Raw genomic sequence first — 25,015 nt, 5'->3', positions numbered from 1 at the left:
CATGAGCTCTCCTCGTCCCTCCGCCACCGCGCTGCGCGAGCTGGCGGGCGACGGCGGGTACCAGCGCGGTCTTGACTACGCCCGCCGGGGTCGCGTCGTCGACGCGCGGTGGGATGCCGGATCGCAGACCCTCACCGCCGACGTGTTCGGCAGCGAACGCGCTCCGTACCGCTGCCGCGTCCGCTTCGACGGGCAGCGGATCATGACGACCAGCTGCACGTGCCCGGTCGCATCGGCCTGCAAGCACGCGATCGCCGCGATCCTCATCGGATCCGCTGCGGATGAGATGTCGGACCTCGTCTCCGGGCGGCCCGCCGACCCGACTCCCGCGCCGCCGGCACCACCGCCGCCGCGCGAGCCTTGGGAGCAGTTCGGTGCGTTCGCGCGTCCCGTCCCGCCGCCGGCGTGGCGCGCGCTGCTGAACGCCCCGATCGCGGGACCGGCCGCGCTGCCCCTCGCGCTGGGAATCGAGTTGCGAGTGCGTCCGCGCCACTCGTTCGACAGATGGGGGCCGGCAGCACTGCAGACGGCGACACCCCGCGACCTCGCAGGGGAGCACGGTGAGCTGCTGCTCTGCGTCCGCCCGCTCATGCGCAGCGCGTCGACCGGACGCTGGATCCAGGGCGACGCCTCCTGGGACTCGGTGCGGCGCTCATCGGGTCGTTTTCATCCAGAGCAGGCGCGCTGGTTCACCGACTTCCTGAACATCGCTCGCGACTCGCTGCTCTCCGGCACCGCGGGCGACTGGATCGCACTCGACCGGGTCGAGACGCCGCTGCTGTGGCAGCACCTCGACGCGCTGACCGATCTCGGCATCCCCATCGTCTCGACGCAGAAGCACACCGCCGTCCGCCTCGCGGATGATGTGGCGATCGGTCTGCGAATCGAGCCGGTCGACGGCGGGGGGCTCGCGGTCAGCGTCGACGCGGTGATCGACGGGCAGACTGCACCGGCATCGCATCTCCGTCCGATCGGACGCATCGGGCTGTACTGGTGGAGCCTCGTGGGATCCGGCATCGACGTCGCCATCGCACGCATCGCGCTTGCGCCCGCGGTGCTCAACGCGATCAACGCTCCTGCCCCGATCGACGTGCCGCCGCACGACCGCGAGGGATTCCTCACCGACGCCTACCCGGCTCTGGCCCGGCAGACGGTGGTGACGGCGCCCGACCATCTGGCGCTTCCGTCTCTCGCCGTGCCGGAACCCGTGCTGCGGGTGGCGTTCCGAAAAGGGCACCGCATCGCCTACCGATTCGAGTGGGAGTACGCGGGTCACGGCTCGGTCGCGTTCGTCGGCGGCTCAGAGACCTTCCGTGATCCGGATGCCGAGCACCGGCGCTTCCGCGACCTCGAAGCGATCTGGGCCGGGGCGAGCGGTGAAGAGTTCCGCGATCGCGCTGAGCTCGAGCAGCTCGCCGCCGCCGAGTGGGCCGCACACGTGCTGCCGGCGTTCGAAGCCACCGACGTGAAGGTCGTCGTCACCGGCCGGCGAACGCGGTACAGAGAGCTGACCGGAACGCCCGAGATCTCCGTGTCCACTGTCGAGTCGACCGACGCCGACTGGTTCGACCTGGGCGTGCTCGTGAAGATCGACGGGCACTCGATCCCGTTCACGCCGCTGTTCACCGCGCTGAGCATGCGGCGCACGAAGCTCATGCTCGTCGACGGCACGTACTTCTCGCTCGCGCATCCTGCGCTGCAGCAGCTGCGCGAGCTCATCGACGAGGCGGGCGCGCTAACCGAGTGGGAGACGGGCCCGCGCATCAGCCGCTATCAGACCGCGCTTTGGGAGGACTTCGAGGACCTCGCCGACGAATCCGAGCAGGCGGTCGGCTGGCGAGCCACGGCCGAAGGCCTGCGCGGGATCGAGAGCGTGCCCGGCACCGCGCCGCCGGCGGGCCTGCGAGCACAGCTGCGCCCGTACCAGCAGCAGGGGCTCGACTGGCTGGCCTTCCTCTGGCAGCACCGGCTCGGCGGCATCCTCGCCGACGACATGGGCCTGGGAAAGACGCTCCAGCTGCTCTCGCTCGTGGCGCACGCCGTCGAGGCAGGGGAGAAGCGTCCTTTCCTCGTCATCGCGCCCACCTCCGTGCTCGGCACCTGGCGCAGCGAGGCGAGTCGGTTCACGCCCGACCTGCGCGTCCGCATCGTCGAGGGCACCGGATCGCGGCGGGCGGATGAGATCGGCGCGATGGCGGCTGCGGCCGACATCATCGTGACGTCCTACACACTGCTGCGACTCGATGCCGAGGAGTATCAGGGCATCGAGTGGGCGGGCGTGATCATCGACGAGGCCCAGTTCGCAAAGAATCCCGCCACGAAGGTGCACCAGGCGATCGCGCAGCTGCGATCGGTCGTCACGATCGCCGTCACCGGGACGCCCCTCGAGAACAGCCTGACCGACCTCTGGGCGCTGTTCTCGCTGACCGCGCCAGGGCTCTTCCCCTCGAAGCGCCGCTTCCGCGAGGAATACGTGCAGCCGATCGAGCAGGGCAAGGTGCCCGAGAACGAGGAAGGGGCGCCGTACCGGCAACGGCGCCTGGAGCGGCTGCGGCATCGCATCCGTCCCCTCATGCTGCGACGGACGAAGGAGCTGGTCGCGAGCGATCTGCCCGAGAAGCAGGTGCAGGAGCTGTTCGTCGATCTGAGCCCCGCGCACCGCGCCGTCTACGACACCGTCCTGCAGCGCGAGCGTCAGAAGGTGCTCGGCCTGCTCGCCGACCTCGACCGCAACCGCTTCATCGTGTTCCGCTCGCTCACCATGCTGAGGATGCTCGCGCTGTCGCCGCGGCTGATCGATCCGGATGCCGGTGACGCGTCGTCCGCGAAGCTGGACGTGCTGCTCGAGCACGTGCAGGAGCTGCGCGCGGAAGGGCATCGTGCGCTGGTCTTCAGCCAGTTCACCTCCTACCTGGAGATGGCCGCCGAGCGGCTGCGCGCCGCAGGCATCGCCTACGACTACCTGGACGGCTCGACCCGACGTCGAGACGACGTCATCGACGGATTCCGCTCGGGCGATGCTCCGGTGTTCCTGATCAGCCTGAAAGCCGGCGGGTTCGGGCTCACCCTGACCGAGGCCGACTACGTCCTGCTGCTCGACCCCTGGTGGAACCCCGCTGCCGAGGCGCAGGCCATCGATCGCACCCACCGGATCGGACAGACCCAGCCGGTGATCGTGTACCGGCTCATCGCCGCCGGCACCATCGAAGAGAAGGTGCTCGCGCTGCAGCAGCGCAAGGCGCGACTGTTCACCGCCGTGATGGACGATGAGGCTCTGTTCTCGCAGGCGCTCACCGCCGACGACATCCGCGGGCTGCTCGAATCGTGACCGACACGCCACCAGCATCCGGATAACCACGGCCGGTCACCGGCCGCGCTCAGCGAGCGCTCGGTAGAATCGACGCTGTCCAACCCTGAGGAGAGACATGCGGATCACGGGACTCGGCCACGCCGGGATGTTCATCGAGACGGTCGGCGGAAACATCATCTGCGACCCCGTTCTCGGACCCTCCTTCTACGGCTCCTGGTTCCCGTTCCCCGACAACCGCGGCCTCGACTGGGAGCGTCTCGGACGCGAAGCGGACTTCCTGTACATCTCGCACCGTCACCGCGACCACTTCGACCCGAACCTGCTCGAGAAGTACATCTCGAAGGACATCGAGGTGCTGCTGCCCGAGTACGTCACCGACGACCTCGAGGTCGACATCCGCAAGCTGGGCTACAACAACATCACCTACGCGCCCGCCGGCCAGGTGATCGAGCGCGGCGAGCTGAAGATCATGATCACGCCGCTGCGCGCCCCGAGCGACGGTCCGATCGGCGACTCCTCGCTGAGCGTCGACGACGGCACCGCATCGATCCTGAACCAGAACGACTCGCACCCGCTGGATCTGGAGACGCTGCTGTCGTTCGGCAAGCCGGAGGCGTACTTCACCCAGGTGTCCGGCGCGATCTGGTGGCCGATGGTCTACGACCTGCCTCAGGACGCCAAGCAGAAGTTCGCCGCGCTCAAGCGCGAGGCGCAGAACAAGCGCGCCATGTACTACATCGAGAAGGTCGATGCGCCCCACGTCTTCCCGATGGCGGGCCCGCCGATGTTCCTGCGCGAGGAGCTCTTCCAGTTCAACGGGAAGGGCCAGAACGACGACTCGATCTTCACCGATCAGAAGGAGTTCCTGGCGCACATGAAGGAGCTGGCGCCGAAATACGACGGCCACCTCTTCATTCCCGGCACCGTGGTCGACATGAACCACGGCGAGATGAACGTCTCGCAGAGCCTGTACTCCGAAGACGAGATCGCGCACATCTTCGACGAGAAGTGGGAGTACCTCGAAGAGCAGCGCGCATCGCGCCAGCAGGAGATCATCGACGAGGAGGCCACTCGCGCAGAGGTCATCCCGCCGGCCGAGATGCTCGCGGCGATCAAGGAGTGGTGGGAGCCGCTGCTGAAGAAGTCGCGGACCATCCGCCTCGGCGTCGGAGGCAACGTGCGCTTCAGGATCGGCGATCTCGACATGGTCGTGGACTTCCGCAAGGCGAAGGTCCGTGAGTACGCGGGCGAGGAGTGCATCTACTGGTACACGATCCCGGCCGACCTCGTCTCGACGAACATCCGCGACCACGAGATCGACTGGTCGAACTCGATCTTCCTCTCGATGCAGTTCTCGGTCGGGCGCAGCGGCAAGTTCAACGAGTTCCTCACCACCTTCCTCAAGTGCCTCTCAGTGGATCGCATCGAGTACGTCGAGAACTGGTACCAGGAGCAGACCGACCAGACCGAGGACGCCGAGATCGATGACTGGGTCGTGCAGCGCCGCTGCCCGCACCTGCGCGCCGACCTCACTCGCACCGGCAAGATCGAGGACGGGGTGCTCACGTGCTCGATGCACGACTGGAAGTGGGACCTCGAGACGGGCAAGTGCCTGACGACGACGGGACACCCCGTCCGCGCTTCGCGGATCATCCAGACCGGTTCGCGCGCGGCAGATGAGCGGGAGCCCGCTGCCGCATCGTGAGTCTGAGGCGCCGGATGCCACGGCTGGGTGTGGGTGCTGATGCCCGAACATCCCGCCTGCAGTACAAGGGTCCGTTTCGCGGCGCACGTCTGCTCGTACGGTACGCGCCCGAGGACGCGGTGCGGCTCGCAGGAGAACAGCTGGCCGAACAGGGATTCGTCCTCCGAGATGACGAGTTCGATCGGCGCCTCCAGCAGCAGGGCAGCCCGTGGAGGGCCGTCGCCGCCGAGATGGGGAACCCGAAGAGGTCCAACCGCACCTTCTGGACCGGACTGATCGCCGACGAGCTGCCGTTTCCGCTTCCGAGGTCGCTGCAGCACAGCATCCCACCCACTCTCGTCGTCGCGGCCGCCAGGCCGACGGGCGACGGAACCTCCGAGCTGGTCGTGTACCCCCATGCGTCCCGAGCCGGCGATCCTCAGCACGCTTTCGCTGCGGCACCGCGAGTCGACGCGGCGATCGATGCGATGACGCGCATGTCGACGGACGCTTCAGCACTCGTGTCGCACGAGACTCTGCGCGGCATCCGCAACGACGGCTGTCCGGCGTCTCAGGATGTCGTCCGGGACATGCTCGGCTGGCGGTGAGAACGATCACCGACGGTCTCCGTTAGACTTGCCGCATCACCGAACCTTTAACACCGTCCTGTGAGGCGGAGAAGGGAAGTGGCCGTTGTCTGCACGCACAGTGCTGCACGAAGCCGACATCGCGCGCGCTCTGACGCGCATCGCCCACGAGATCCTCGAGTCCAACCGAGGCGCCGAAGGGCTCGTGCTCCTCGGCATCCCGACCAGGGGAGTGACGCTGGCCGAGCGGCTCGGCTCGGTCATCTCCGGCATCGCCGAGACCGACATCCCCGTCGGATCGCTCGACATCACGCTGTTCCGCGATGATCTCTCGAAGCACCCGACCCGTGCGCCGAAGCGCACCGAGATCCCTGCCGGCGGCATCGACGACAAGACCGTCGTGCTCGTCGACGACGTGCTGTTCTCCGGCCGCACGATCCGCGCAGCGCTCGACGCCCTGCAGTCGATCGGCCGCCCGTCGGCGGTCCGCCTGGCGATCCTCGTCGACCGAGGCCACCGCGAGCTGCCCATCCGGCCCGACTTCGTGGGCAAGAACATCCCGTCGTCCCGCGCCGAGCGCGTCAACCTCCGCCTGCGCGAACTCGACGGAGCCGACGAGGTGACGATCGAATCATGAGGCACCTGCTCGACACCCGAACCCTCGATCGCGAGCAGGCCCTGCGCATCCTCGATGTCGCCGAGGACATGGCCGACACCCAGTCGCGCGAGGTCAAGAAGCTTCCGACGCTCCTCGGCAAGACCGTCGTCAACCTCTTCTTCGAGGACTCCACCCGTACCCGCATCTCTTTCGAGGCGGCCGCGAAGCGGCTCTCCGCCGACGTGATCAACTTCGCGGCGAAGGGATCCAGCGTCTCGAAGGGCGAGAGCCTGAAGGACACCGCCCAGACCCTGCAGGCGATGGGGGCGGATGCCGTGGTCGTGCGCCACTCGGCATCCGGAGCCCCCCGCACCCTCGCGACCAGCGGCTGGATCTCGGCCGGCGTGGTCAACGCCGGCGACGGGACGCACGAGCATCCCACCCAGGCGCTGCTCGACGCGTTCACCATCCGCAAGCGCCGCTATGGGAACGACAGCCGCGGGCGCGACCTGTCCGGTCTGCGCGTCGTCATCGTCGGCGACGTGCTGCACTCCCGTGTGGCCCGCTCCAACGTGTGGCTGCTGTCGCTGCTCGGCGCCGAGGTCACGCTGGTGACGCCCCCGACGCTCGTGCCGCAGAACGTGTCGCAATGGCCGGTGCGGGTGCTCTACGACCTCGATGCCGCTCTCGCCGAAGGGCCGGACGCCGTCATGATGCTGCGCATCCAGGCGGAGCGGATGCACCACGCTTATTTCCCCACTGAGCGGGAGTATTCCCGACTGTGGGGCCTGGACGCAGTGCGCGCGGCAACCCTGCCGGACGATAGCATTGTGATGCACCCGGGGCCGATGAACCGCGGACTCGAGATCTCATCCGAAGCCGCGGACTCGCCCCGTTCCACTGTGCTGGAGCAGGTCACCAACGGGGTCTCCGTGCGCATGGCCGTGCTCTATCTGCTGCTGGCAGGCGAGCGCAACGACGAAGAGGGGAAGTGAAGTGAGCCAGACCCTCGTCATCGCAGGCGTCCAGCTGCTCGGGCGCGAAAGCGCCGACATCGTGATCGAGAACGGTGTCATCGCCGAGATCGGCACCGGTCTCAGCCGATCGGGCGCGCGCGTCATCGACGCGGCAGGACTGGTCGCGCTCCCCGGTCTCGTCGACCTGCACACGCATCTGCGCGAACCCGGATTCGAAGCCTCCGAGACCGTCCTCACCGGCACGCAGGCGGCGGCGGCGGGCGGTTTCACGGCGGTCTTCGCCATGCCGAACACCCAGCCCGTGGCTGACACCGCAGGCGTCGTGGAGCAGGAGCTCGCCCTCGGAGAGGCAGCCGGCTACGCCACCGTGCAGCCGATCGGCGCCGTCACGGTCGGGCAGAAGGGCGAGCGTCTCGCCGAACTCGGCGCCATGGCCGGATCCCGCGCCCGCGTGCGCGTGTTCAGCGACGACGGCTTCTGCGTGTGGGACCCGCTGATCATGCGGCGCGCGCTGGAGTACGTGAAGTCGTTCGACGGCGTCATCGCACAGCACGCGCAGGACCCGCGTCTGACCGAGGGCGCGCAGATGAACGAGGGCGTCGTGTCGGCCGAGCTGGGCCTTGCCGGATGGCCGGCCGTCGCCGAGGAGTCGATCATCGCCCGCGACGTGCTGCTCGCCGAGCACGTCGGCTCCCGCCTGCACGTCTGCCATCTCTCCACGGCCGGGTCCGTCGACATCATCCGGTGGGCCAAGAAGCGCGGCATCCAGGTCACCGCCGAGGTCACCCCGCACCACCTGCTGCTGACCGACGACCTCGTGCGCGACTACGACGCCCGCTACAAGGTCAACCCGCCGCTGCGCACCGCCGAAGACGTGATGGCCGTGCGCGAGGGCCTGGCCGACGGGACGATCGACATCGTCGCGACCGATCATGCCCCGCACCCGGCCGAGAACAAGGCCTGCGAATGGCAGGCCGCCGCGAACGGCATGGTCGGGCTGGAAAGCGCGCTGCGCGTGGTCCACCAGGCGATGGTGCAGACCGGTCAGCTCGACTGGGCCGACGTCGCGCGCGTGATGAGCACTGCTCCGGCTCGCATCGGCCGCCTCGACGGCTTCGGTGCCCTCGAGGTCGGACGTCCCGCGCACGTGACGCTGTACGACCCGAACGTGCCGGGAGTCTTCACCGAGGCCGACCTGCACGGGCGCAGCCAGAACTCTCCGTATCTCGGGCGCGAGCTGCCGGGCCGCGTGCAGTGGACGATCCACGGCGGCGTCGTGACCGTCGACGGGGGAGCCCTCGTGGAGGAGCTCGACACGCGGGCTGCGCTGAGCGAGCGGAGCGAGTCGAAGTGACCCGCGAGCTCGCCGCGCTGATCATCGGCTTCGTCGCCGCGCTGATCCTGCTGGCCATGTTCTTCGCCTGGCGCAGGCGTCTGCGTCGGGACTCCGGGCTCACCGCTCCGCTCGGCGTCCCCGAGCATGCGGATGTGACCGGCAGATACGAGATCCTGTACGTCGCCACCACCAAGCACGACCAGCCGCTCGAGCGGCTCGCCGTCAGCCCGCTGACGTACCGCGCGCGAGGGGAGCTCGTGCTCACCGACCGGGGCGTGGCACTCAGCCTCGACGGTGCGCCGACCGTGTTCCTGTCCTCTGCGCGGCTGATCGCCGCAGACCGCGCGACCGTCGCCATCGACCGCGTCGTGGAGCGCGACGGTCTCATCCGCCTCGTATGGCGCGCGACCGACGACGTCCACGTCGATTCCTTCATCCGGCCCACCTCAGGCGGGCCCTCAGAAATCCTGCCGCAGCTCGAGCGCCTCTGCGCCGGCGCGGAGAACGGAGACAACTCGTGACATCCCCCGACCAGACTGCTCAGGGCCCTTCGACAGGCTCAGGGATCCAGAATGCGGCTGTTCTCGTGCTCGAGGACGGCACCCGCTTCGAGGGGCGCGCATACGGCGCCCGCGGCACCACTCTCGGCGAGGTCGTCTTCGCCACCGGCATGTCCGGGTATCAGGAGACGCTGACCGATCCGTCGTACGCCGGCCAGATCGTGCTGCAGACCGCGCCGCACATCGGCAACACCGGCATGAACCGCGAGGACCAGGAGTCCTCGCGCATCTGGGTCGCCGGCTACATCGTGCGCGACCCCGCACGCCGGGTGTCGAACTGGCGCTCCGAGGAGAGCCTTGACGACGCGCTCGTGCGCGAGGGGATCGTCGGGATCAGCAGCATCGACACGCGCGCCCTCACCCGCCGCATCCGCGACACCGGCTCGATGCGCGGCGGCATCTTCTCCGGCGACGCCGCGACGCTGGACGCCGACGAGCAGCTGCGTCAGGTGACCGCCGCTCCGGAGATGGCCGGTCAGAACCTGTCGGCCACCGTCTCGGTCGCCGAGCCGGTCGTCATTACCGCGACCACCGAGCGCATCGGGAACGTCGCCGTGATCGACCTGGGCATCAAGCAGTCCACCCTCGACAACCTCGCCGCACTCGGCTTCGACGTGCACGTGCTGCCGCAGTCCGCCAGCTTCGAGGACATCGCGTCGACCTCGCCGGACGCCGTGTTCTACTCCAACGGCCCCGGCGACCCCTCGGCATCGGATGAGCAGGTCGCCGTGCTGCGACAGGTGCTCGACGCGCGCATCCCGTACTTCGGCATCTGCTTCGGCAACCAGCTGTTCGGGCGCGCACTGGGACTCGACACCTACAAGCTCACCTTCGGCCACCGCGGCATCAACCAGCCCGTCATCGACAAGGCCACCGGCCGCGTCGAGATCACCGCGCACAACCACGGCTTCGCCGTCGCTGCCCCGCTCGAGGGCGAATTCGACAGCCCGCACGGCTACGGGAAGGTCGAGGTGAGCCACGTCGGCCTCAACGACCAGGTCGTCGAGGGCCTTCGCGCCCTCGACATCCCGGCCTTCTCGGTGCAGTACCACCCCGAGGCGGCGGCGGGTCCGCACGACGCCCACTACCTGTTCAGCAGATTCCGCGAACTCGTCGTCGCGAACAAGAAGGGCGCCAACTGATGCCGAAGCGTGAAGACATCAACTCCGTCCTGGTCATCGGCTCCGGCCCGATCGTCATCGGCCAGGCCTGCGAGTTCGACTACTCCGGAACCCAGGCGTGCCGCGTGCTGCGCGAGGAGGGCGTGCGCGTCATCCTGGTCAACTCCAACCCGGCCACCATCATGACCGACCCCGACTTCGCCGACGCGACGTACATCGAGCCGATCACCCCCGAGGTGATCGAGACGATCATCGCCAAGGAGAAGCCGGATGCCATCCTTCCGACCCTCGGCGGGCAGACCGCGCTGAACGCGGCCATGGCGCTGCACGAGCGCGGCATCCTCGAGAAGTACGACGTCGAGCTGATCGGCGCGAAGGTCGACGCGATCCGCCGCGGCGAGGACCGCCAGGTGTTCAAGGAGCTCGTGATCGAGGCCGGCGCCGACGTCGCCAAGTCGGTCATCTGCCATACCATGGACGAGCTGATCGCCGGTGCAGAACAGCTCGGCTACCCGCTCGTCGTGCGTCCCTCGTTCACGATGGGCGGCCTGGGCTCGGGCTTCGCGTACGACGAGACCGACCTCCGCCGCATCGGCGGTGCGGGCCTGCACGACTCGCCGACCAACGAGGTGCTGCTCGAGGAGTCGATCCTCGGGTGGAAGGAGCACGAGCTCGAGCTCATGCGCGACACCTCCGACAACACGGTGGTCGTCTGCTCGATCGAGAACGTCGACCCGGTCGGCGTGCACACCGGCGACTCGATCACCGTGGCTCCGGCGCTCACGCTCACCGACCGCGAGTACCAGAAGATGCGCGACATCTCGATCGACATCATCCGCTCGGTCGGCGTCGACACCGGCGGCTGCAACATCCAGTTCGCCGTCGACCCGTCCAACGGCCGCATCATCGTCATCGAGATGAACCCCCGCGTCTCGCGCTCGTCGGCGCTGGCATCCAAGGCGACGGGATTCCCGATCGCGAAGCTGGCCGCGAAGCTCGCGCTCGGCTACCGCCTTGATGAGATCCCGAACGACATCACCGGCGTCACGCCCGCGAGCTTCGAGCCGACGCTCGACTACGTCGTGGTGAAGGTGCCGCGCTTCGCGTTCGAGAAGTTCCCTGCAGCCGACGCCACGCTCACCACCACCATGAAGTCCGTGGGCGAGGCGATGGCCATCGGCCGCAACTACACGACCGCGCTGCAGAAGGCCCTGCGCTCCCTCGAGAAGCGCGGCTCCAGCTTCCACTGGGGTGAGGAGAGCCGCTCCGTGGACGAGCTGCTCGAGGTCTCGAAGACCCCGACCGACGGTCGCATCGTCGTGCTGCAGCAGGCGCTGCGCAAGGGCGCGACGATCGAGCAGGCCTTCGACGCGACAGCCATGGACCCGTGGTTCCTCGACCAGATCGTGCTGATCAACGAGGTGGCCGACGGCGTCGCCGCGGCTGACGAGCTCGATCGCGACACGCTGCGCCTCGCCAAGGAGCACGGATTCAGCGACGCTCAGATCGCGCAGCTGCGCGGTCTCGGCGAGGCCGAGGTGCGCGGCATCCGCCACCGCCTGGACGTCCGACCGGTCTTCAAGACCGTCGACACCTGCGCGGGCGAGTTCCCGGCCCTCACCCCGTATCACTACTCGAGCTACGACTTCGAGACCGAGGTCGCGCCGAGCGAGCGCACCAAGGTCGTCATCATCGGCTCCGGCCCCAACCGCATCGGGCAGGGCGTCGAGTTCGACTACTCGTGCGTGCACGCCTCGTTCGCGCTGTCGGATGCCGGGTACGAGACGGTCATGGTCAACTGCAACCCCGAGACGGTCTCGACCGACTACGACACCTCCGACCGCCTGTACTTCGAGCCGCTGACGCTCGAGGACGTGCTCGAGGTGCTCGACGCTGAGGCTCGCAGCGGCACCATCCTCGGCGTCGTCTGCCAGCTCGGAGGCCAGACCCCGCTCGGGCTCGCCAAGGGCATCGAGGCGGCCGGCTACACCGTGCTCGGCACCAGCCCCGCCGCGATCGACCTGGCCGAGGAGCGCGAGCTGTTCGCCCGACTGCTGGACGACGCCGGTCTCGTCGCCCCGCGCAACGGCACGGCGATCGACGTCGACGGTGCGGTGCGCATCGCCGAGGACATCGGCTACCCGGTGCTCGTGCGCCCGAGCTTCGTGCTGGGCGGTCGCGGCATGGAGATCGTCTACGACACGCCGTCGCTGCGCGACTACTTCGTGCGCACCGCCGGCGAGGTGATCATCGAGGAGGGCAAGCCGCTGCTCGTCGACCGCTTCCTCGACGACGCGATCGAGCTCGACGTCGACGCGCTGTACGACGGCACCGATCTGTACATCGGCGGCGTCATGGAGCACCTCGAAGAGGCCGGCATCCACTCCGGCGACTCGAGCTGCACCCTCCCGCCGGTCTCGCTCGGCCGTACCGACATCGACCGCGTGCGCACCGCCACCCTGGCCATCGCGAAGGGCGTCGGGGTGCGCGGCCTGCTGAACGTGCAGTTCGCGATCAGCGCCGGCGTGCTCTACGTGATCGAGGCCAACCCCCGTGCCAGCCGCACGGTGCCGTTCGTGTCGAAGGCACTGGGCATCCCGATGGCGAAGGCCGCCAGCCGTCTCATGGCGGGCGCGACGATCGCCGAGCTGATCGAGGAGGGCATGCTGCCTGCGCAGGACGGTTCGCGTGTGCCGCTGGGCGCGCCGGTCGCCGTCAAGGAGGCGGTGCTGCCGTTCAAGCGCTTCCGCACCCACGACGGCAAGGTCGTCGACTCCGTGCTCGGCCCCGAGATGCGCTCGACCGGTGAGGTCATGGGCATCGACCGCGACTTCCCGACCGCATTCGCGAAGAGCCAGTCGGCCGCGTACGGCGGGATGCCGACGTCGGGCACCGTGTTCATCTCGGTCGCCGACGCCGACAAGCGCGAGGTCATCCTCCCGGCGCACCGCCTGCAGCAGCTCGGCTTCACGCTCACCGCGACCGAGGGCACGGCCGAGATCCTCAGCCGCAACGGCATCGAGGCCCAGGTCGTGGCGAAGTACAGCGAGACGCAGGAGAACGGCGAGCGGAACATCGTCGACCTGATCAACGACGGCGAGATCGACATCGTGGTGAACACCCCGTCCGGCGGCGCAGCCCGCGCCGACGGGTACGAGATCCGTGCCGCGGCGGTCGCCGCCGACAAGGCGCTGTTCACCACCATGGCCGTGCTCGGCGCTGCGGTCACCGGCATGGATGCCACGCAGTCGGGCTTCGAGGTGCGCAGCCTGCAGGAGTACGCCGCCGACCGCGAGGCCGCTCGATGACGGAATCGTTCGGAGCGCGCCTGCGCACAGCGATGGACCGCTTCGGTCCGCTGTGCGTGGGCATCGACCCGCACGCGGCTTTGCTCGACCAGTGGGGTCTCGCGCAGGACGCCGACGGACTGCGCGCGTTCGGCCTCGCCGTGGTGGATGCCGCGGCAGGCCGAGCGGCCGTCGTGAAGCCGCAGGTCGCGTTCTTCGAGCGCTTCGGCTCTCGAGGATTCGCCGCGCTGGAGGACGTCATGACCGCCGCGCGGGATGCCGGACTGATCGTGCTGGCCGACGCCAAACGCGGCGACATCGGCTCGACCATGGCCGGCTACGCGGCCGCTTGGCTGGAGGCGGGATCGCCCCTCGAGGCCGATGCGGTGACCATCAGCCCCTACCTCGGTCCGGACTCGCTGCGCGACACGCTCACGACCGCCGTCCGCGCCGGCAAGGGCGTGTTCGTGCTCGCCGCGACGAGCAATCCGGAGGCGGCCTCGCTGCAGACCGCGCGCACGATCGATGTGGCCGGCGGCGACGAGCAGACCGTGGCCGCCAGGGTCACCCGGGACGTCACCTGGGCCAATCGCTCATCGGCCTTCGACGGCTCACTCGGCCCGGTCGGCGTGGTGATCGGCGCGACGGTCGACCGCTCGGAGCTGGGCCTCGGCGACGAGCTGCTCGCCGGCACGCCCATCCTCGCGCCCGGCTTCGGAGCGCAGGGCGCTACCGCCCAGGATCTGACCGCGCGGTTCGGCGCGGTGGCCGCGAACGTGCTCGCGAGCGAGAGCCGCAGCATCCTCGCCGCCGGAGCCGACGGCATCGCCCAGGCGATCAGCACCCGCAATGCGCGCTACCAGGAGGTCCTCCGTGACTGAACGACCCGCGGTCCCGGATGTCGACCGCCTCGCCGCATCCCGACGCGCCCTCGAGCGGAGGCGAGCGCGGGCCGCACTCAAGCGCGACCTCAGCACGCGGGTCATCGCGCCGCAGACGGTGCTGCGCCAGGCGATCGAAGACGCCGACTCCGACGCCGCCACCATGCGGGTCACCGACTTCCTGATGGCCCTTCCGGCGATCGGCGCCGGCAAGCGCGACCGTGTGCTCGAGGAGCTGCACATCGCGCCCGTCAAGCGGCTCGGGGGGCTCGGGGTGCGCCAGCGCACCGCGCTGAGCACGTGGCTCGACGAGCGCTTCCCGCCGCACCGGCCCCGCCCCGCCCGCAGTCGCCTGCTCGTGCTTGCCGGCCCCACCGCGGTCGGCAAGGGGACGGTGGCCGCGCGCATCCGCGAGACCCACCCGGAGATCCATCTGTCGGTGTCGGCGACCACGCGCGCCCCCCGCCCCGGCGAGGTCGACGGCGTGCACTACTACTTCGTCGACGATGCGGAGTTCGACCGTCTCATCGCCGACGAGCAGCTGCTCGAGTACGCGGTGGTGCACAACAAGCACCGCTACGGCACCCCGCGCGGGCCCGTGGACGCCGCTCTGACCGAGGGCAGGACGGTGCTGCTCGAGATCGATCTGCAGGGCGCCAGGCAGGTTCGTGCGGCTGAGCCGTCGGCATCCCTCGTCTTCCTGCTGCCGCCCAGCTGGGACGAACTCGTGCAGCGGCTGGTCGGCCGCGGCACCGAGGATGCCGAGGAGCGCGCCCGCCGGCTGCGCACCGCCCGGGTCGAGCTGGCCGCGCAGAACGAGTTCGATTACCTCGTCGTGAACGCCGACGTCGCGACCGCGGCCGAAGAGGTCGTAGAATTGTCCACAGACTCTGCGCGTCGCTCGGCTCATTGAGCCCTTCGGACCGCGCGCCGCATCGATTTCGCGACAGATCGTCACCCCGACGCCACCGTCGCCTGACCAGGAGGTCCACCATGGCCGGACACAACAACGGCATCATCGACCCGCCCATCGACAACCTTCTCGAGCGCGTCGAGTCGAAGTACGAGCTCGTGATCTACGCGTCGAAGCGCGCACGCCAGATCAACGACTACTACTCCGACCTGCACGAGGGAAACCTCTTCGACAACGTCGGCCCGCTCGTCGACTCCTCGGTCGAGGACAAGCCCCTCACGATCGCTCTGCACGAGATCAACGAGGACAAGCTGCGCATCCGTCACGCTGAGTGATCGCACTCGCACTGTGAGCCGCCGACGTCCTCATCGGGATGTCGGCGGCTTCATGCACACTGGCGTCGAGCCATCACCGGCTCCGCCACACGACCCCGCTTTGGAGCCCCGATGAGCGCGCTGCGCCTGTTCACGTCCGAGTCCGTCACCGAAGGACACCCCGACAAGATCTGCGATCAGATCTCCGACAGCATCCTCGACGGGCTCCTCGCGGTCGATCGGGATTCGCGCGTGGCCGTCGAGACGCTCGTCACGACCGGGCTCGTGCACGTCGCCGGTGAGATCCGCACCGAGGGCTACGTCGACATCCCCACGATCGTGCGCGACGTCGTGAACGGCATCGGCTACACCTCGAGCGACACGGGCTTCGACGGCTCGTCGTGCGGGGTCAGCATCTCGGTCGGTGAGCAGTCGACCGACATCGCGAACGGCGTCGACCAGGCGCAGGAGCAGCGAGACGGAGGATCGACCGATCCCCGCGACCTGCTCGGTGCGGGCGACCAGGGCATCATGTTCGGCTTCGCGACGAACGAGACCCCGCAGCTCATGCCGATGGCCGCGTGGACGGCGCATCGCATCGCCGAGCGTCTCACCGAGGTGCGCCGCTCCGGCGAGCTGTCGTTCCTGCGTCCGGACGGGAAGACGCAGGTCACCCTCGGATACGACGGCTTCACCCCCAAGACCGTCGACGCCGTCGTGCTCTCGACGCAGCACCACCCCGACATCTCCCAGGACGAGCTGAAGCAGCTCGTGCGGGACGTCGTCATCGACCCGGTTCTCGAGCAGACCGGTCTCGATCTCGCCGACGACCTGAAGTACTACATCAACCCGGCCGGCCCCTTCGTCACGGGCGGCCCGAAGGGCGACGCGGGCCTCACCGGTCGCAAGATCATCATCGACACCTACGGCGGCGCCGCCCGGCACGGCGGCGGCGCGTTCAGCGGCAAGGACCCGTCGAAGGTCGACCGCTCGGGCGCCTACGCGATGCGGTGGGTGGCGAAGAACGTCGTCGCCGCGGGGCTCGCCGACCGCGCCGAGGTGCAGGTCGCGTATGCCATCGGCGTCGCACGTCCGGTCGGCCTCTACGTCGAGACCTTCGGGACCGGCCGGGTGTCGGAGGAGACCATCACCGAGGCGATCTCGCAGGTGTTCGATCTGCGCCCGCAGGCGATCATCGAAGAGCTCGACCTGCTGCGCCCGATCTACGCGCAGACCGCCGCGTACGGGCACTTCGGCCGCGAGCTACCCGACTTCACCTGGGAGCGCACCGACCGCGCCGACGACCTGCGTCGCGCAGCCGGCCTCTGAGGCCGTCGTGTCCGAGGCTCGTCCCGAGCGGGCGGAGGCCGGCCCGGGGGAGGGACGCCGCATCGCGCGGGTGCTGATCGACTCGCCGCTGCCGCAGCTGGACAGGCTGTTCGACTACGCCCTGCCTGACGAGCTCGGCGACGTCGTCCCCGGCGTCCGCATCAAGGCGCCGCTGCGCACCGCGGGTCGCGTGGTCGACGGCTTCATCGTCGAGATCGACGTGGAACCGGATGCCACTCGCATGCTCTCCGAGATCGAGAGCGTCGTCTCGTCGACCGTCGTGATGCCCGACCGTCTGTACCGCCTCGCGCGGCGAGCGGCGGATCGCGCGGCGGGCTCGGCATCCGACGTCCTGCGCCTCGCTATCCCGAAGCGGCAGGTGCGGGTCGAGAAGGCGTGGACACCGGTCGAAGAGACGATCGAGATCGATTCGGATGCCCTGACCCGAGCACACGAGATCATCGCCCGCTACGACGGTCTGGCCGAGGTGATCGCCGAGTCGGGCCGGGCGGCCGTCGAGGCCATCCCCGTCCAGACCGGATCCGAGCCCGGATGGGCCGCGCTGCTGGCCGCTGCCGCCGCTGCCGAGCTGGCCGATGGCCGGTCGAGCGTCCTGGTGGTTCCCGACTACCGCGACCAGGAGCTGCTGCTCACCGCGCTCGCGGAGCTCGTGCCGGCAGAGGCGATCGCACGCCACGACGCACGGCAGACGAATCCCAACCGCTACCGCGCTTTCCTGCGCACCCTCGACGATGCGCCCTGCGTCGTGGTCGGCAACCGCTCAGCCGTCTACTCTCCGGTTCGCGCCGCGCTCGTCGTCATCTGGGACGATTCCGACCCGCTGCTCGCCGAACCGCTCGCCCCCTACGTGCACGCCCGCGACGCAGCGCTGATCCGGCAGGAGCAGGAGGGCAGTGCACTGCTGCTCGTCGCGCACACGCGCTCGACCGACGTCGAGCGGCTCGTGCAGCACTCGTGGCTGCGCGATGTCACCGCCGCGCGGCGGGTCATCCCGAACGTGCGTCTGAGCACGCCGCAGGAGCTCGAGCGGACGATCGGTCAGCGGGTGCCCTCGAGCGCCTTCGCCAGTGCGCGCGCGGCGGCGGCGGAAGGGCCGGTGCTCGTGCAGGTCGCTCGCCCCGGCTTCGCTCCGACGCTCGTGTGCGCCACATGCCGGCATCCCGCGCGGTGCCGGCAGTGCGGCGGGCCGCTGGGCGCCCGACGTCGCGGAGCAGTGCCCGTGTGCGGGTGGTGCGGTCGATCCGCGCACTCCTGGCGGTGCGTGGAATGCTCGTCCGAGCAGGTGCGGCTGGCGTCCTCCGGCACCGAGCGCACCGCCGACGAACTCGGACGCGCCTTCCCCGGAGTGCGGGTGATCGTCTCCGACGGCGCTCACCCGGTGCAGCACGTCGACGATCGTCCTGCGCTGGTCGTCGCCACGCGCGGCGCCGAGCCGATCGCCGACGGCGGCTACCGGGCGGTCATCCTGCTCGACGGCGCACGCATGCTGCAGGCGCCGGAGCTGCGGATCGGAGAGTCGTGCCTGCGCTGGTGGTCGAACGCCGCCGCCCTCGCAGCCCCGCGATCACCCGTGCATCTCGTGGGCGTGGACGGCCCGGTGGCTCGCGCCCTCGCGAGCTGGTCGGCCGCGGCCTACGCCCGCTCCGAGCTGGAGGCGCGGATGCCGCTGCACATGCCTCCGACGGCGCGGTTCGCGCAGCTCGAGGGTGTTCCGGCGTCGGTGAGCGCGGCGATCGACGTGCTCTCAGGCATCGGCATTCCCGCGGACGCGGTGCTGGGACCCGTGCCGATCGACGAGGACGGGCGCGTGCGCGCCCTCGTCCGCTTCCCCTACGCCGCCGGTCAGGAGGTCGCTGACACGCTGCGCGCCAGCGTCGTCGCCGATGCCGCCCAGAGCCGACGTGGCCGGGGGAGGCAGCGCATCCCGCTCTCGGTGCATCTCGATATCCTCGAACCCGACATCTGATCACCCGAAGCTCGACCGACCGGAGAACCTTTCATGCGCCTCGTCTTCGCAGGCACCCCCGCCGTCGCCGTCCCCACCCTGCGCGCCCTCGCCGCGCAGCACGAGATCGCGGCGGTGATCACCCGCCCGGATGCCCCACTCGGGCGCAAGCGCGTGCTGACCCCGTCGCCCGTCGCCGCAGTCGCAGAGCAGCTCGGACTGCCCGTCATCAAGGCAGCCCGGCTCGATGAAGACGTGACGAAGCAGATCGACGCCCTCGACGCTGCACTTGGAGTGATCGTCGCCTACGGCGGGATCGTGCGCGAGCCGCTGCTGTCGACGCCCGCGAAGGGCTGGATCAACCTGCACTTCTCGCTGCTGCCGCGGTGGCGCGGCGCAGCCCCGGTGCAGCGGGCTCTGATCAACGGCGATGCCGAGCTCGGCGTCGCCGTGTTCCAGCTCGTGCCCGCGCTCGATGCGGGAGACGTCTTCGCCATGCGCTCCGTCGCCGTGCCCGATGACGCGACCGCCGACGTGGCTCTCGAGGTGCTCGCGAAGGACGGCGCCGCGCTCACCCTCGACGTGGTGGCCGGCATCGCCGATGGCACCGCCCGCGCGCAGCCGCAGCAGGGCGATCCCTCCCTCGCCCCGAAGCTCACGCTCGACGACGGCGTGATCGACTGGCAGGCAGCACTCGACGAGGTGTACGCGCGCTACCGCGGCGTCACGCCAGAACCCGGTGCGCACACCACCATCGCCGGCGCTCGGCTGAAGATCCTCGGCGCCGCACCCGGGCCGATCGACGCGCCGCGCCTCGAGCCGGGCCTGCTGCACGGCACCAAGGACGCCGTGCTCATCGGCACGGGCACGACACCGCTCGCGGTCACCCGTGTGCAGCCGGCGGGCAAGGGATCGATGAACGCCGCCGACTGGTGGCGCGGTCTGCGCGACGGCGGATCCGCGAGGGTCGGATCGTGAGCGCCCCGAAGATCCAGGCCGCCCGCTGGGTCGCCTACGACGTGCTCCGAGCCGTGTCGGACGACGACGCGTATGCGAACCTGCTGCTGCCCAAGCTGATCGTCGAAGCGAACCTCGACCCGCAGGACGCCGGTCTCGCCACGGAGCTCACCTACGGCACGCTGCGTCGACGCGGAACCTACGACGCCATCATCGCCGAGGCGGCCGGCCGGCCCGTCGATCAGATCGACCCTGCGGTGCTGGATGCCCTTCGCCTCGGCGCGCATCAGCTGCTCTCCACCCGCGTCGCCGCGCACGCGGCGGTCAACGAGTCGGTCTCGCTGGTCGCAGCCGAGGTCGGACGCGGGGCGTCCGGATTCGCCAACGCCGTGCTGCGCCGGATTGGCCGAGACGACGCCGACACCTGGCAGCAGCGAATCGAAGCGGGCGCGCGCTCCGACGACGAGCGCCTCGCGCTGCGCACCGCGCATCCCGTGTGGGTGATCCGGGCCCTCCGGCGCGCCCTCGCCGCCGAGGGGCGAGGGGATGAACTCGACGCGCTGCTGGTGTCCGACAACGTCGCACCCGAGGTCACCCTCGCCGCGCTCCCGGGGCTCGCCGAGCCGGGCACCCCGCGACGCCCGTACGCGTCCACCGCATTCGGCTCGCCAGGCGGCGACCCTCGTCGGGTCATCGCCGACGCGAACGGCACCGTCCGCGTGCAGGATGAGGGCTCGCAGCTCGTCGCGCTGGCGCTGGCCGCCGCCGCGCCCGTGCATACGGGGGAGCGGTGGCTGGACCTCTGCGCAGGGCCCGGCGGGAAGACGGCGATGCTCGCCGCGCTCGCGCTCGGATCCGGTGCTGATCTCGAGGCGAACGAGGTCGTTCCCGCGCGCGCCGGACTGGTCCGGCATGCGGTGCGTCCGCTGCCGATCGAGGTGCCCGTGCACGAGGAGGACGGACGTGTGCTCGCTGCACAGCATCCGGCATCCTTCGATCGCATCCTCGTGGATGCGCCGTGCACCGGTCTCGGCGCGCTGCGCCGGCGTCCGGAGGCGCGCTGGCGCAAGTTGCCGGAAAACGTCCCTGAGCTCGTCGAGCTGCAGATGCAGCTGCTCGATGCCGCGCTCGACGCGCTGAAGCCCGGCGGCATCGTCGGCTACGCGACCTGCTCGCCGCATCTGGCGGAGACGACGGGAGTCGTCACGGAGATCCTGCGCCGTCGCGACGACATCGTCGAGCTCGACGCGCGCTCGGTCATGGCCGGAGTCGCCCGATCGCCCATCGACCTATCCCCGCGCGTGAACGACGGTCCCGGCAGCGGCAGCGTGCAGCTGTGGCCGCATCGCCACGGCACCGACGCCATGTTCCTCGCGCTGCTGCAGCGCACCGATCCGGAAAGGACCACCTCGTGACCCTCCCCACCGCGCCGCGGATCAACCCGAGCATCCTCGCGGCGGACTTCGCCAACATGCAGTCGGAGCTCGCCCGGATCGCGACGGCCGACTTCGCGCACGTCGACGTGATGGACAACCACTTCGTCCCGAACCTCACCTTCGGTCCCCAGATGGTCGAGCGCATCCAGGCGACCAGTCCCATCCCGCTCGACGTGCACCTGATGATCAGCGATCCCGACCGGTGGGCGCCTGGATACGCCGAGCTGGGCGCCGCCAGCGTCACCTTCCACCTCGAGGCCGCCGCCGACCCGGTCGCGCTCGCCCGCCGCCTTCGCTCGATCGGGGCGCGCGCGGGTATCGCGATCAAACCGGGTACGGCAGGGGAGGCGCTCTACGACATCCTCGACGAGTTCGACCAGATCCTGGTGATGACCGTCGAGCCGGGCTTCGGCGGCCAGGGCTTCATACCCGAGACGATGCCGAAGCTGCGGGCGCTGCATGACGAGGCGCGCAGGCGAGGGTCCGGCGTCTGGCTGCAGGTCGACGGCGGGATCTCCGACGACACGATCGCGCAGGCCGCCGCCGCGGGCGCCGACACGTTCGTCGCGGGCTCTGCGGTGTACGGGGCCGCCGACATCGAGGCCGCCGTCATCGGTCTTCGTGAGCGTGCACGAGCGGCTAGCCTGGAATCGTGAAGACATTCGACGAACTGTTCGCCGAGCTCAGCGCCACCGCGCTCGAGCGTCCCGAGGGATCGGGCACCGTCGCACAGCTGGATCGCGGAGTGCATGCGATCGGCAAGAAGATCGTCGAGGAGGCGGCCGAGGTCTGGATGGCCGCCGAGTACGAGTCGAACGACGAGGCCGCCGAGGAGATCTCGCAGCTGCTCTACCACCTGCAGGTGATGATGCTCGCCAAGGGACTGTCTCTGGAGGACGTCTACCGACATCTGTGAGCGAGGCTCAGACACCGTTCACCAGAGACGAAAGACATCCATGCTGCGCATCGCCGTTCCCAACAAGGGCTCGCTCTCCGAGACAGCCGCCGAGATGCTGACGGAGGCCGGATACACCGGCCGACGCGACCCCAAGACCCTGCACGTCATCGACGCCGACAGTGACGTCGAGTTCTTCTACCTCCGTCCTCGTGACATCGCGACCTACGTGGCATCCGGCGCTCTCGACGTCGGCATCACCGGTCGCGACCTGCTGCGCGACGTCCGTCAGGACGACGCCAGGGAGATCGAGCAGCTGGGCTTCGCCCGCTCGACCTTCCGGTTCGCGGCCCCTCCCGGCAGATACTCGTCGATCGAGGATCTCGAGGGCGTTCGCGTCGCTTCCGCCTATCCCGGCCTGGTCGACGACTTCCTGCGCGAGAACGGCGTGACCGCCCACCTCGTCCCTCTGGACGGCGCGGTGGAGTCGGCTGTGCAGCTCGGCGTCGCCGACGTGATCGCCGACGTCGTCGAGACCGGGACCACGCTGCGTCAGGCGGGCCTGGAGATCTTCGGCCCGATCATCATCCAGTCCGAGGCCGTGCTGATCAGCCGGCCGGGCGATGCGCCGGGAACTGACCGCCTGCTGCGCCGCCTGCGCGGTGTGATGGTGGCCCGGCAGTATGTGCTGCTCGACTACGACCTCCCCGCCCGCCTCGTGGACCAGGCCGTCGAGATCGCCGGAGGGCGGGAGTCGCCGACCATCTCGCCGCTGCGCGACCCCGAGTGGGTGGCCGTGCGGGTCATGGTGCCGCGCAAGGGCGTCAACCAGGTGATGGACGACCTGTACGCCCTCGGCGCTCGGGCGATCCTGGTGACCGCGATCGACGCGGCGAGGCTCTGATGACGCTCGCAGCCCGCGTGATCCCCTGCCTCGACGTCGCCGCGGGTCGCGTGGTGAAGGGCGTGAACTTCCAGAACCTGCGTGACATGGGCGACCCCGTCGAGCTCGCCGCGCACTACGCGGCACAGGGGGCCGACGAGATCACCTTCCTCGATGTCACCGCCACGGTGGATGCCAGGGCGACGACCCACGACGTCGTGCAGCGCACCGCCGAGAACGTGTTCGTGCCGCTCACCGTGGGCGGCGGGGTGCGCAGCGTCGACGACGTGGCGCGCCTGCTGTCGGTCGGTGCGGACAAGGTGGGGGTCAACTCCGCCGCGATCGCCCGTCCGGCGCTTCTCGATGAGATCGCCGACCGCTTCGGCGCCCAGGTGCTCGTGCTCTCGCTCGACGTCAAGCGGTCGACGACGACGCACTCCGGCTTCGTCGTCACGACGCACGGCGGACGCGCCGAGACGACCCTCGACGCACTCGACTGGGCGCGCGAGGCCATCGAGCGCGGCGCCGGAGAGCTTCTGGTCAACTCGATCGACGCGGACGGCACGAAGGACGGCTTCGACCTCGAGCTGGTTCGCCTGATGCGCGAGGTCTCTGCCGTTCCCGTGATCGCGTCCGGGGGAGCGGGCGACGTGGCAGATTTCGCCCCCGCGATCGCCGCCGGGGCGGATGCCGTGCTCGCAGCCAGCGTGTTCCACAGCGGACAGCTCACGATCGGCGAGGTCAAGGACGCGCTGCGGGCCGACGGCGTGGTGGTGCGATGAGCTCGCTCGATGTCACGTCGATCGCGTGGAACGACGCGGGACTCGCACCCGTGATCGTGCAGCAGCATGACACCCGAGAGGTCCTCATGCTGGCCTGGATGGATGCGGAGGCGCTGCGTCGCACGATGGCCGGCGGCCGTGCCGTGTACTGGTCGCGGTCGCGTCAGGAGTACTGGCGCAAGGGCGACACCTCGGGCAGCACCCAGCGCGTCGTCCGCATCGCTGTGGACTGCGATGCCGACACGATCCTGCTGCAGGTCGACCAGCAGGGCGCCGCCTGCCATACCGGCAGCCGCACCTGCTTCGACGGGCGCGAACTGCCCATGAGCGAGGCGTGACGTGCTGCGGCGCGCCCGGATGCTCGGCGTCCTCACATTCCTGCTCTCCGGCGGGATCGGCATCATCTCGTCCACCCAGATCTGGGCGACGGTGCAGCGTGCCGATGCGGGGGAGACCCTCACCGTCACCGGCGCGGTGATCTACCCGCTGCTGGCTCCGCTGTCGCTCGCCGTGCTGGCGCTGGGCGCCGCGCTTTCGATCGCCGGCCCCGTGCTGCGCCACATCCTCGCCGTGCTCGGCGTCGGAGCCGCCGCCGTTCTCATCCTCGGCACCGCGCCGTTGATCGGGTCGGCGCCGATCTCGGCCGTGGCGCCCGCGGTCACCGAGGCGACCGGCCTGGGCGGCGAGGAATCGCTGCGACAGGTCGTCGCGGACGTCACGGCGACGCCGTGGCCCGTGATCGCCCTGCTCTGCTGGGTGGTGCTCGCTCTGGCATCCGTCTTCGTGCTCCTCACCGCGCGCCGCTGGCCGACCGGCGGCCGTCGCTATCGCTCGGCTGGCGAGGGCGCGCATCGCAGCTCGGGGCCGCTCGACTCCGTCGATTCGTGGGACGAGCTGTCGCACGGCACGGATCCGACGGACTCAGCCCGATAGACTGTCAGCATCGCCTAGCCACCCGGAGGAGAACATGACCAACCCGATCGCCGATCCCGGCCACGGACACTCGCCTGCTGCCTGGACCGCCGTCGTGATCATGCTCGTGGGCTTCACCGCCGGCACGGTCTTCTTCTGCGTCGGCCTGCCGGTCGCCGTCTGGGTCTGCGCCGCCGTCGTGGTGGTCGGAGCGATCGTCGGGTGGGCTATGGCGAAGGCCGGCTGGGGTGTGAAGGGCCCGAAGTACGCGCCGAAGGCGCACTGAT

At 69.7% G+C, this 25,015-nt stretch carries 23 protein-coding genes; all 23 read left to right on the top strand.

Going from position 1 to position 25,015, the window contains the following annotated elements:
- Nucleotide 1 precedes the first annotated feature (1 nt).
- The 23 genes from ACIPV2_RS05720 to ACIPV2_RS05610 all read left to right on the top strand — a co-directional run bounded on the left by ACIPV2_RS05720 (nt 2) and on the right by ACIPV2_RS05610 (nt 25,014).
- Nucleotides 2–3,328: an SNF2-related protein gene (locus ACIPV2_RS05720; RefSeq protein ID WP_400839274.1), complete on the top strand. Its 3,327-nt coding sequence runs from the start codon at nt 2–4 to the stop codon at nt 3,326–3,328.
- A gap of 97 nt (nt 3,329–3,425) precedes the next feature.
- Nucleotides 3,426–5,015, top strand: a complete 1,590-nt coding sequence (locus ACIPV2_RS05715) for a Rieske 2Fe-2S domain-containing protein (RefSeq protein ID WP_400839272.1) — start codon at nt 3,426–3,428, stop codon at nt 5,013–5,015.
- Nucleotides 5,016–5,029: 14 nt separating this feature from the next.
- Nucleotides 5,030–5,602 (top strand): hypothetical protein, encoded by a 573-nt coding sequence (locus ACIPV2_RS05710; RefSeq protein WP_400839270.1) that lies wholly within the window; start codon nt 5,030–5,032, stop codon nt 5,600–5,602.
- A gap of 85 nt (nt 5,603–5,687) precedes the next feature.
- Nucleotides 5,688–6,218, top strand: a complete 531-nt coding sequence (gene pyrR / locus ACIPV2_RS05705; protein ID WP_101186602.1) for a bifunctional pyr operon transcriptional regulator/uracil phosphoribosyltransferase PyrR — start codon at nt 5,688–5,690, stop codon at nt 6,216–6,218.
- Nucleotides 6,215–7,174, top strand: coding sequence for an aspartate carbamoyltransferase catalytic subunit (locus tag ACIPV2_RS05700; protein WP_400839267.1), 960 nt, complete (start codon nt 6,215–6,217; stop codon nt 7,172–7,174). Before pyrR ends, ACIPV2_RS05700 begins: the two co-directional genes overlap by 4 nt.
- A gap of 19 nt (nt 7,175–7,193) precedes the next feature.
- The gene (locus ACIPV2_RS05695; protein ID WP_400839935.1) at nt 7,194–8,510 is read left to right on the top strand and encodes a dihydroorotase; all 1,317 of its coding nucleotides are present in this window, start codon (nt 7,194–7,196) and stop codon (nt 8,508–8,510) included.
- Nucleotides 8,507–9,013 (top strand): hypothetical protein, encoded by a 507-nt coding sequence (locus tag ACIPV2_RS05690; RefSeq protein ID WP_400839265.1) that lies wholly within the window; start codon nt 8,507–8,509, stop codon nt 9,011–9,013. Before ACIPV2_RS05695 ends, ACIPV2_RS05690 begins: the two co-directional genes overlap by 4 nt.
- Nucleotides 9,010–10,194, top strand: a complete 1,185-nt coding sequence (gene carA / locus ACIPV2_RS05685) for a glutamine-hydrolyzing carbamoyl-phosphate synthase small subunit (RefSeq protein WP_400839263.1) — start codon at nt 9,010–9,012, stop codon at nt 10,192–10,194. The genes ACIPV2_RS05690 and carA overlap by 4 nt, the downstream gene beginning before the upstream one ends.
- Nucleotides 10,194–13,481 (top strand): carbamoyl-phosphate synthase large subunit, encoded by a 3,288-nt coding sequence (gene carB, locus ACIPV2_RS05680; protein ID WP_400839261.1) that lies wholly within the window; start codon nt 10,194–10,196, stop codon nt 13,479–13,481. Before carA ends, carB begins: the two co-directional genes overlap by 1 nt.
- On the top strand, nt 13,478–14,341 hold the full coding sequence (gene pyrF, locus ACIPV2_RS05675) for an orotidine-5'-phosphate decarboxylase (RefSeq protein WP_400839259.1): 864 nt from the start codon (nt 13,478–13,480) through the stop codon (nt 14,339–14,341). Before carB ends, pyrF begins: the two co-directional genes overlap by 4 nt.
- The gene (gene gmk / locus ACIPV2_RS05670; RefSeq protein ID WP_400839257.1) at nt 14,310–15,254 is read left to right on the top strand and encodes a guanylate kinase; all 945 of its coding nucleotides are present in this window, start codon (nt 14,310–14,312) and stop codon (nt 15,252–15,254) included. Before pyrF ends, gmk begins: the two co-directional genes overlap by 32 nt.
- Before the next feature lie 80 nt (nt 15,255–15,334).
- The gene (gene rpoZ / locus ACIPV2_RS05665) at nt 15,335–15,589 is read left to right on the top strand and encodes a DNA-directed RNA polymerase subunit omega (protein WP_099195959.1); all 255 of its coding nucleotides are present in this window, start codon (nt 15,335–15,337) and stop codon (nt 15,587–15,589) included.
- Between the two features lie 111 nt (nt 15,590–15,700).
- A complete protein-coding gene (gene metK / locus ACIPV2_RS05660; protein ID WP_400839254.1) occupies nt 15,701–16,897 on the top strand; it encodes a methionine adenosyltransferase in 1,197 nt (398 codons plus the stop codon).
- Nucleotides 16,898–16,904: 7 nt separating this feature from the next.
- A complete protein-coding gene (locus ACIPV2_RS05655) occupies nt 16,905–18,884 on the top strand; it encodes a primosomal protein N' (protein WP_400839252.1) in 1,980 nt (659 codons plus the stop codon).
- A gap of 33 nt (nt 18,885–18,917) precedes the next feature.
- Entirely contained in the window at nt 18,918–19,841 is a 924-nt protein-coding gene (gene fmt / locus ACIPV2_RS05650; RefSeq protein ID WP_400839250.1) for a methionyl-tRNA formyltransferase, read from the top strand.
- Nucleotides 19,838–21,235 (top strand): RsmB/NOP family class I SAM-dependent RNA methyltransferase, encoded by a 1,398-nt coding sequence (locus ACIPV2_RS05645; RefSeq protein ID WP_400839248.1) that lies wholly within the window; start codon nt 19,838–19,840, stop codon nt 21,233–21,235. Before fmt ends, ACIPV2_RS05645 begins: the two co-directional genes overlap by 4 nt.
- Nucleotides 21,232–21,912 (top strand): ribulose-phosphate 3-epimerase, encoded by a 681-nt coding sequence (gene rpe / locus ACIPV2_RS05640; RefSeq protein ID WP_400839246.1) that lies wholly within the window; start codon nt 21,232–21,234, stop codon nt 21,910–21,912. The genes ACIPV2_RS05645 and rpe overlap by 4 nt, the downstream gene beginning before the upstream one ends.
- Complete coding sequence (locus ACIPV2_RS05635; protein ID WP_071644477.1) at nt 21,909–22,172, top strand: phosphoribosyl-ATP diphosphatase; 264 nt, start codon at nt 21,909–21,911, stop codon at nt 22,170–22,172. Before rpe ends, ACIPV2_RS05635 begins: the two co-directional genes overlap by 4 nt.
- Before the next feature lie 40 nt (nt 22,173–22,212).
- Nucleotides 22,213–23,055 (top strand): ATP phosphoribosyltransferase, encoded by an 843-nt coding sequence (gene hisG / locus ACIPV2_RS05630; RefSeq protein WP_400839244.1) that lies wholly within the window; start codon nt 22,213–22,215, stop codon nt 23,053–23,055.
- Nucleotides 23,055–23,816 (top strand): imidazole glycerol phosphate synthase subunit HisF, encoded by a 762-nt coding sequence (hisF, locus tag ACIPV2_RS05625; RefSeq protein ID WP_400839242.1) that lies wholly within the window; start codon nt 23,055–23,057, stop codon nt 23,814–23,816. The genes hisG and hisF overlap by 1 nt, the downstream gene beginning before the upstream one ends.
- Nucleotides 23,813–24,154, top strand: coding sequence for a phosphoribosyl-AMP cyclohydrolase (hisI, locus tag ACIPV2_RS05620; RefSeq protein ID WP_400839240.1), 342 nt, complete (start codon nt 23,813–23,815; stop codon nt 24,152–24,154). The genes hisF and hisI overlap by 4 nt, the downstream gene beginning before the upstream one ends.
- A 1-nt stretch (nt 24,155) precedes the next feature.
- A complete protein-coding gene (locus ACIPV2_RS05615; protein WP_400839238.1) occupies nt 24,156–24,749 on the top strand; it encodes a Trp biosynthesis-associated membrane protein in 594 nt (197 codons plus the stop codon).
- A gap of 34 nt (nt 24,750–24,783) precedes the next feature.
- Nucleotides 24,784–25,014 carry an HGxxPAAW family protein gene (locus ACIPV2_RS05610; protein ID WP_400839236.1) on the top strand — a complete coding sequence of 77 codons (231 nt, stop codon included), beginning with the start codon at nt 24,784–24,786 and terminating at the stop codon, nt 25,012–25,014.
- Nucleotide 25,015: the final 1 nt, after the last annotated feature.

This window comes from Microbacterium sp. NPDC089987 (assembly GCF_044748505.1).
Taxonomy (GTDB): domain Bacteria; phylum Actinomycetota; class Actinomycetes; order Actinomycetales; family Microbacteriaceae; genus Microbacterium.
Note: the sequence above shows the minus strand (reverse complement) of the source record. Positions and strands in the feature narration are given on the sequence as shown.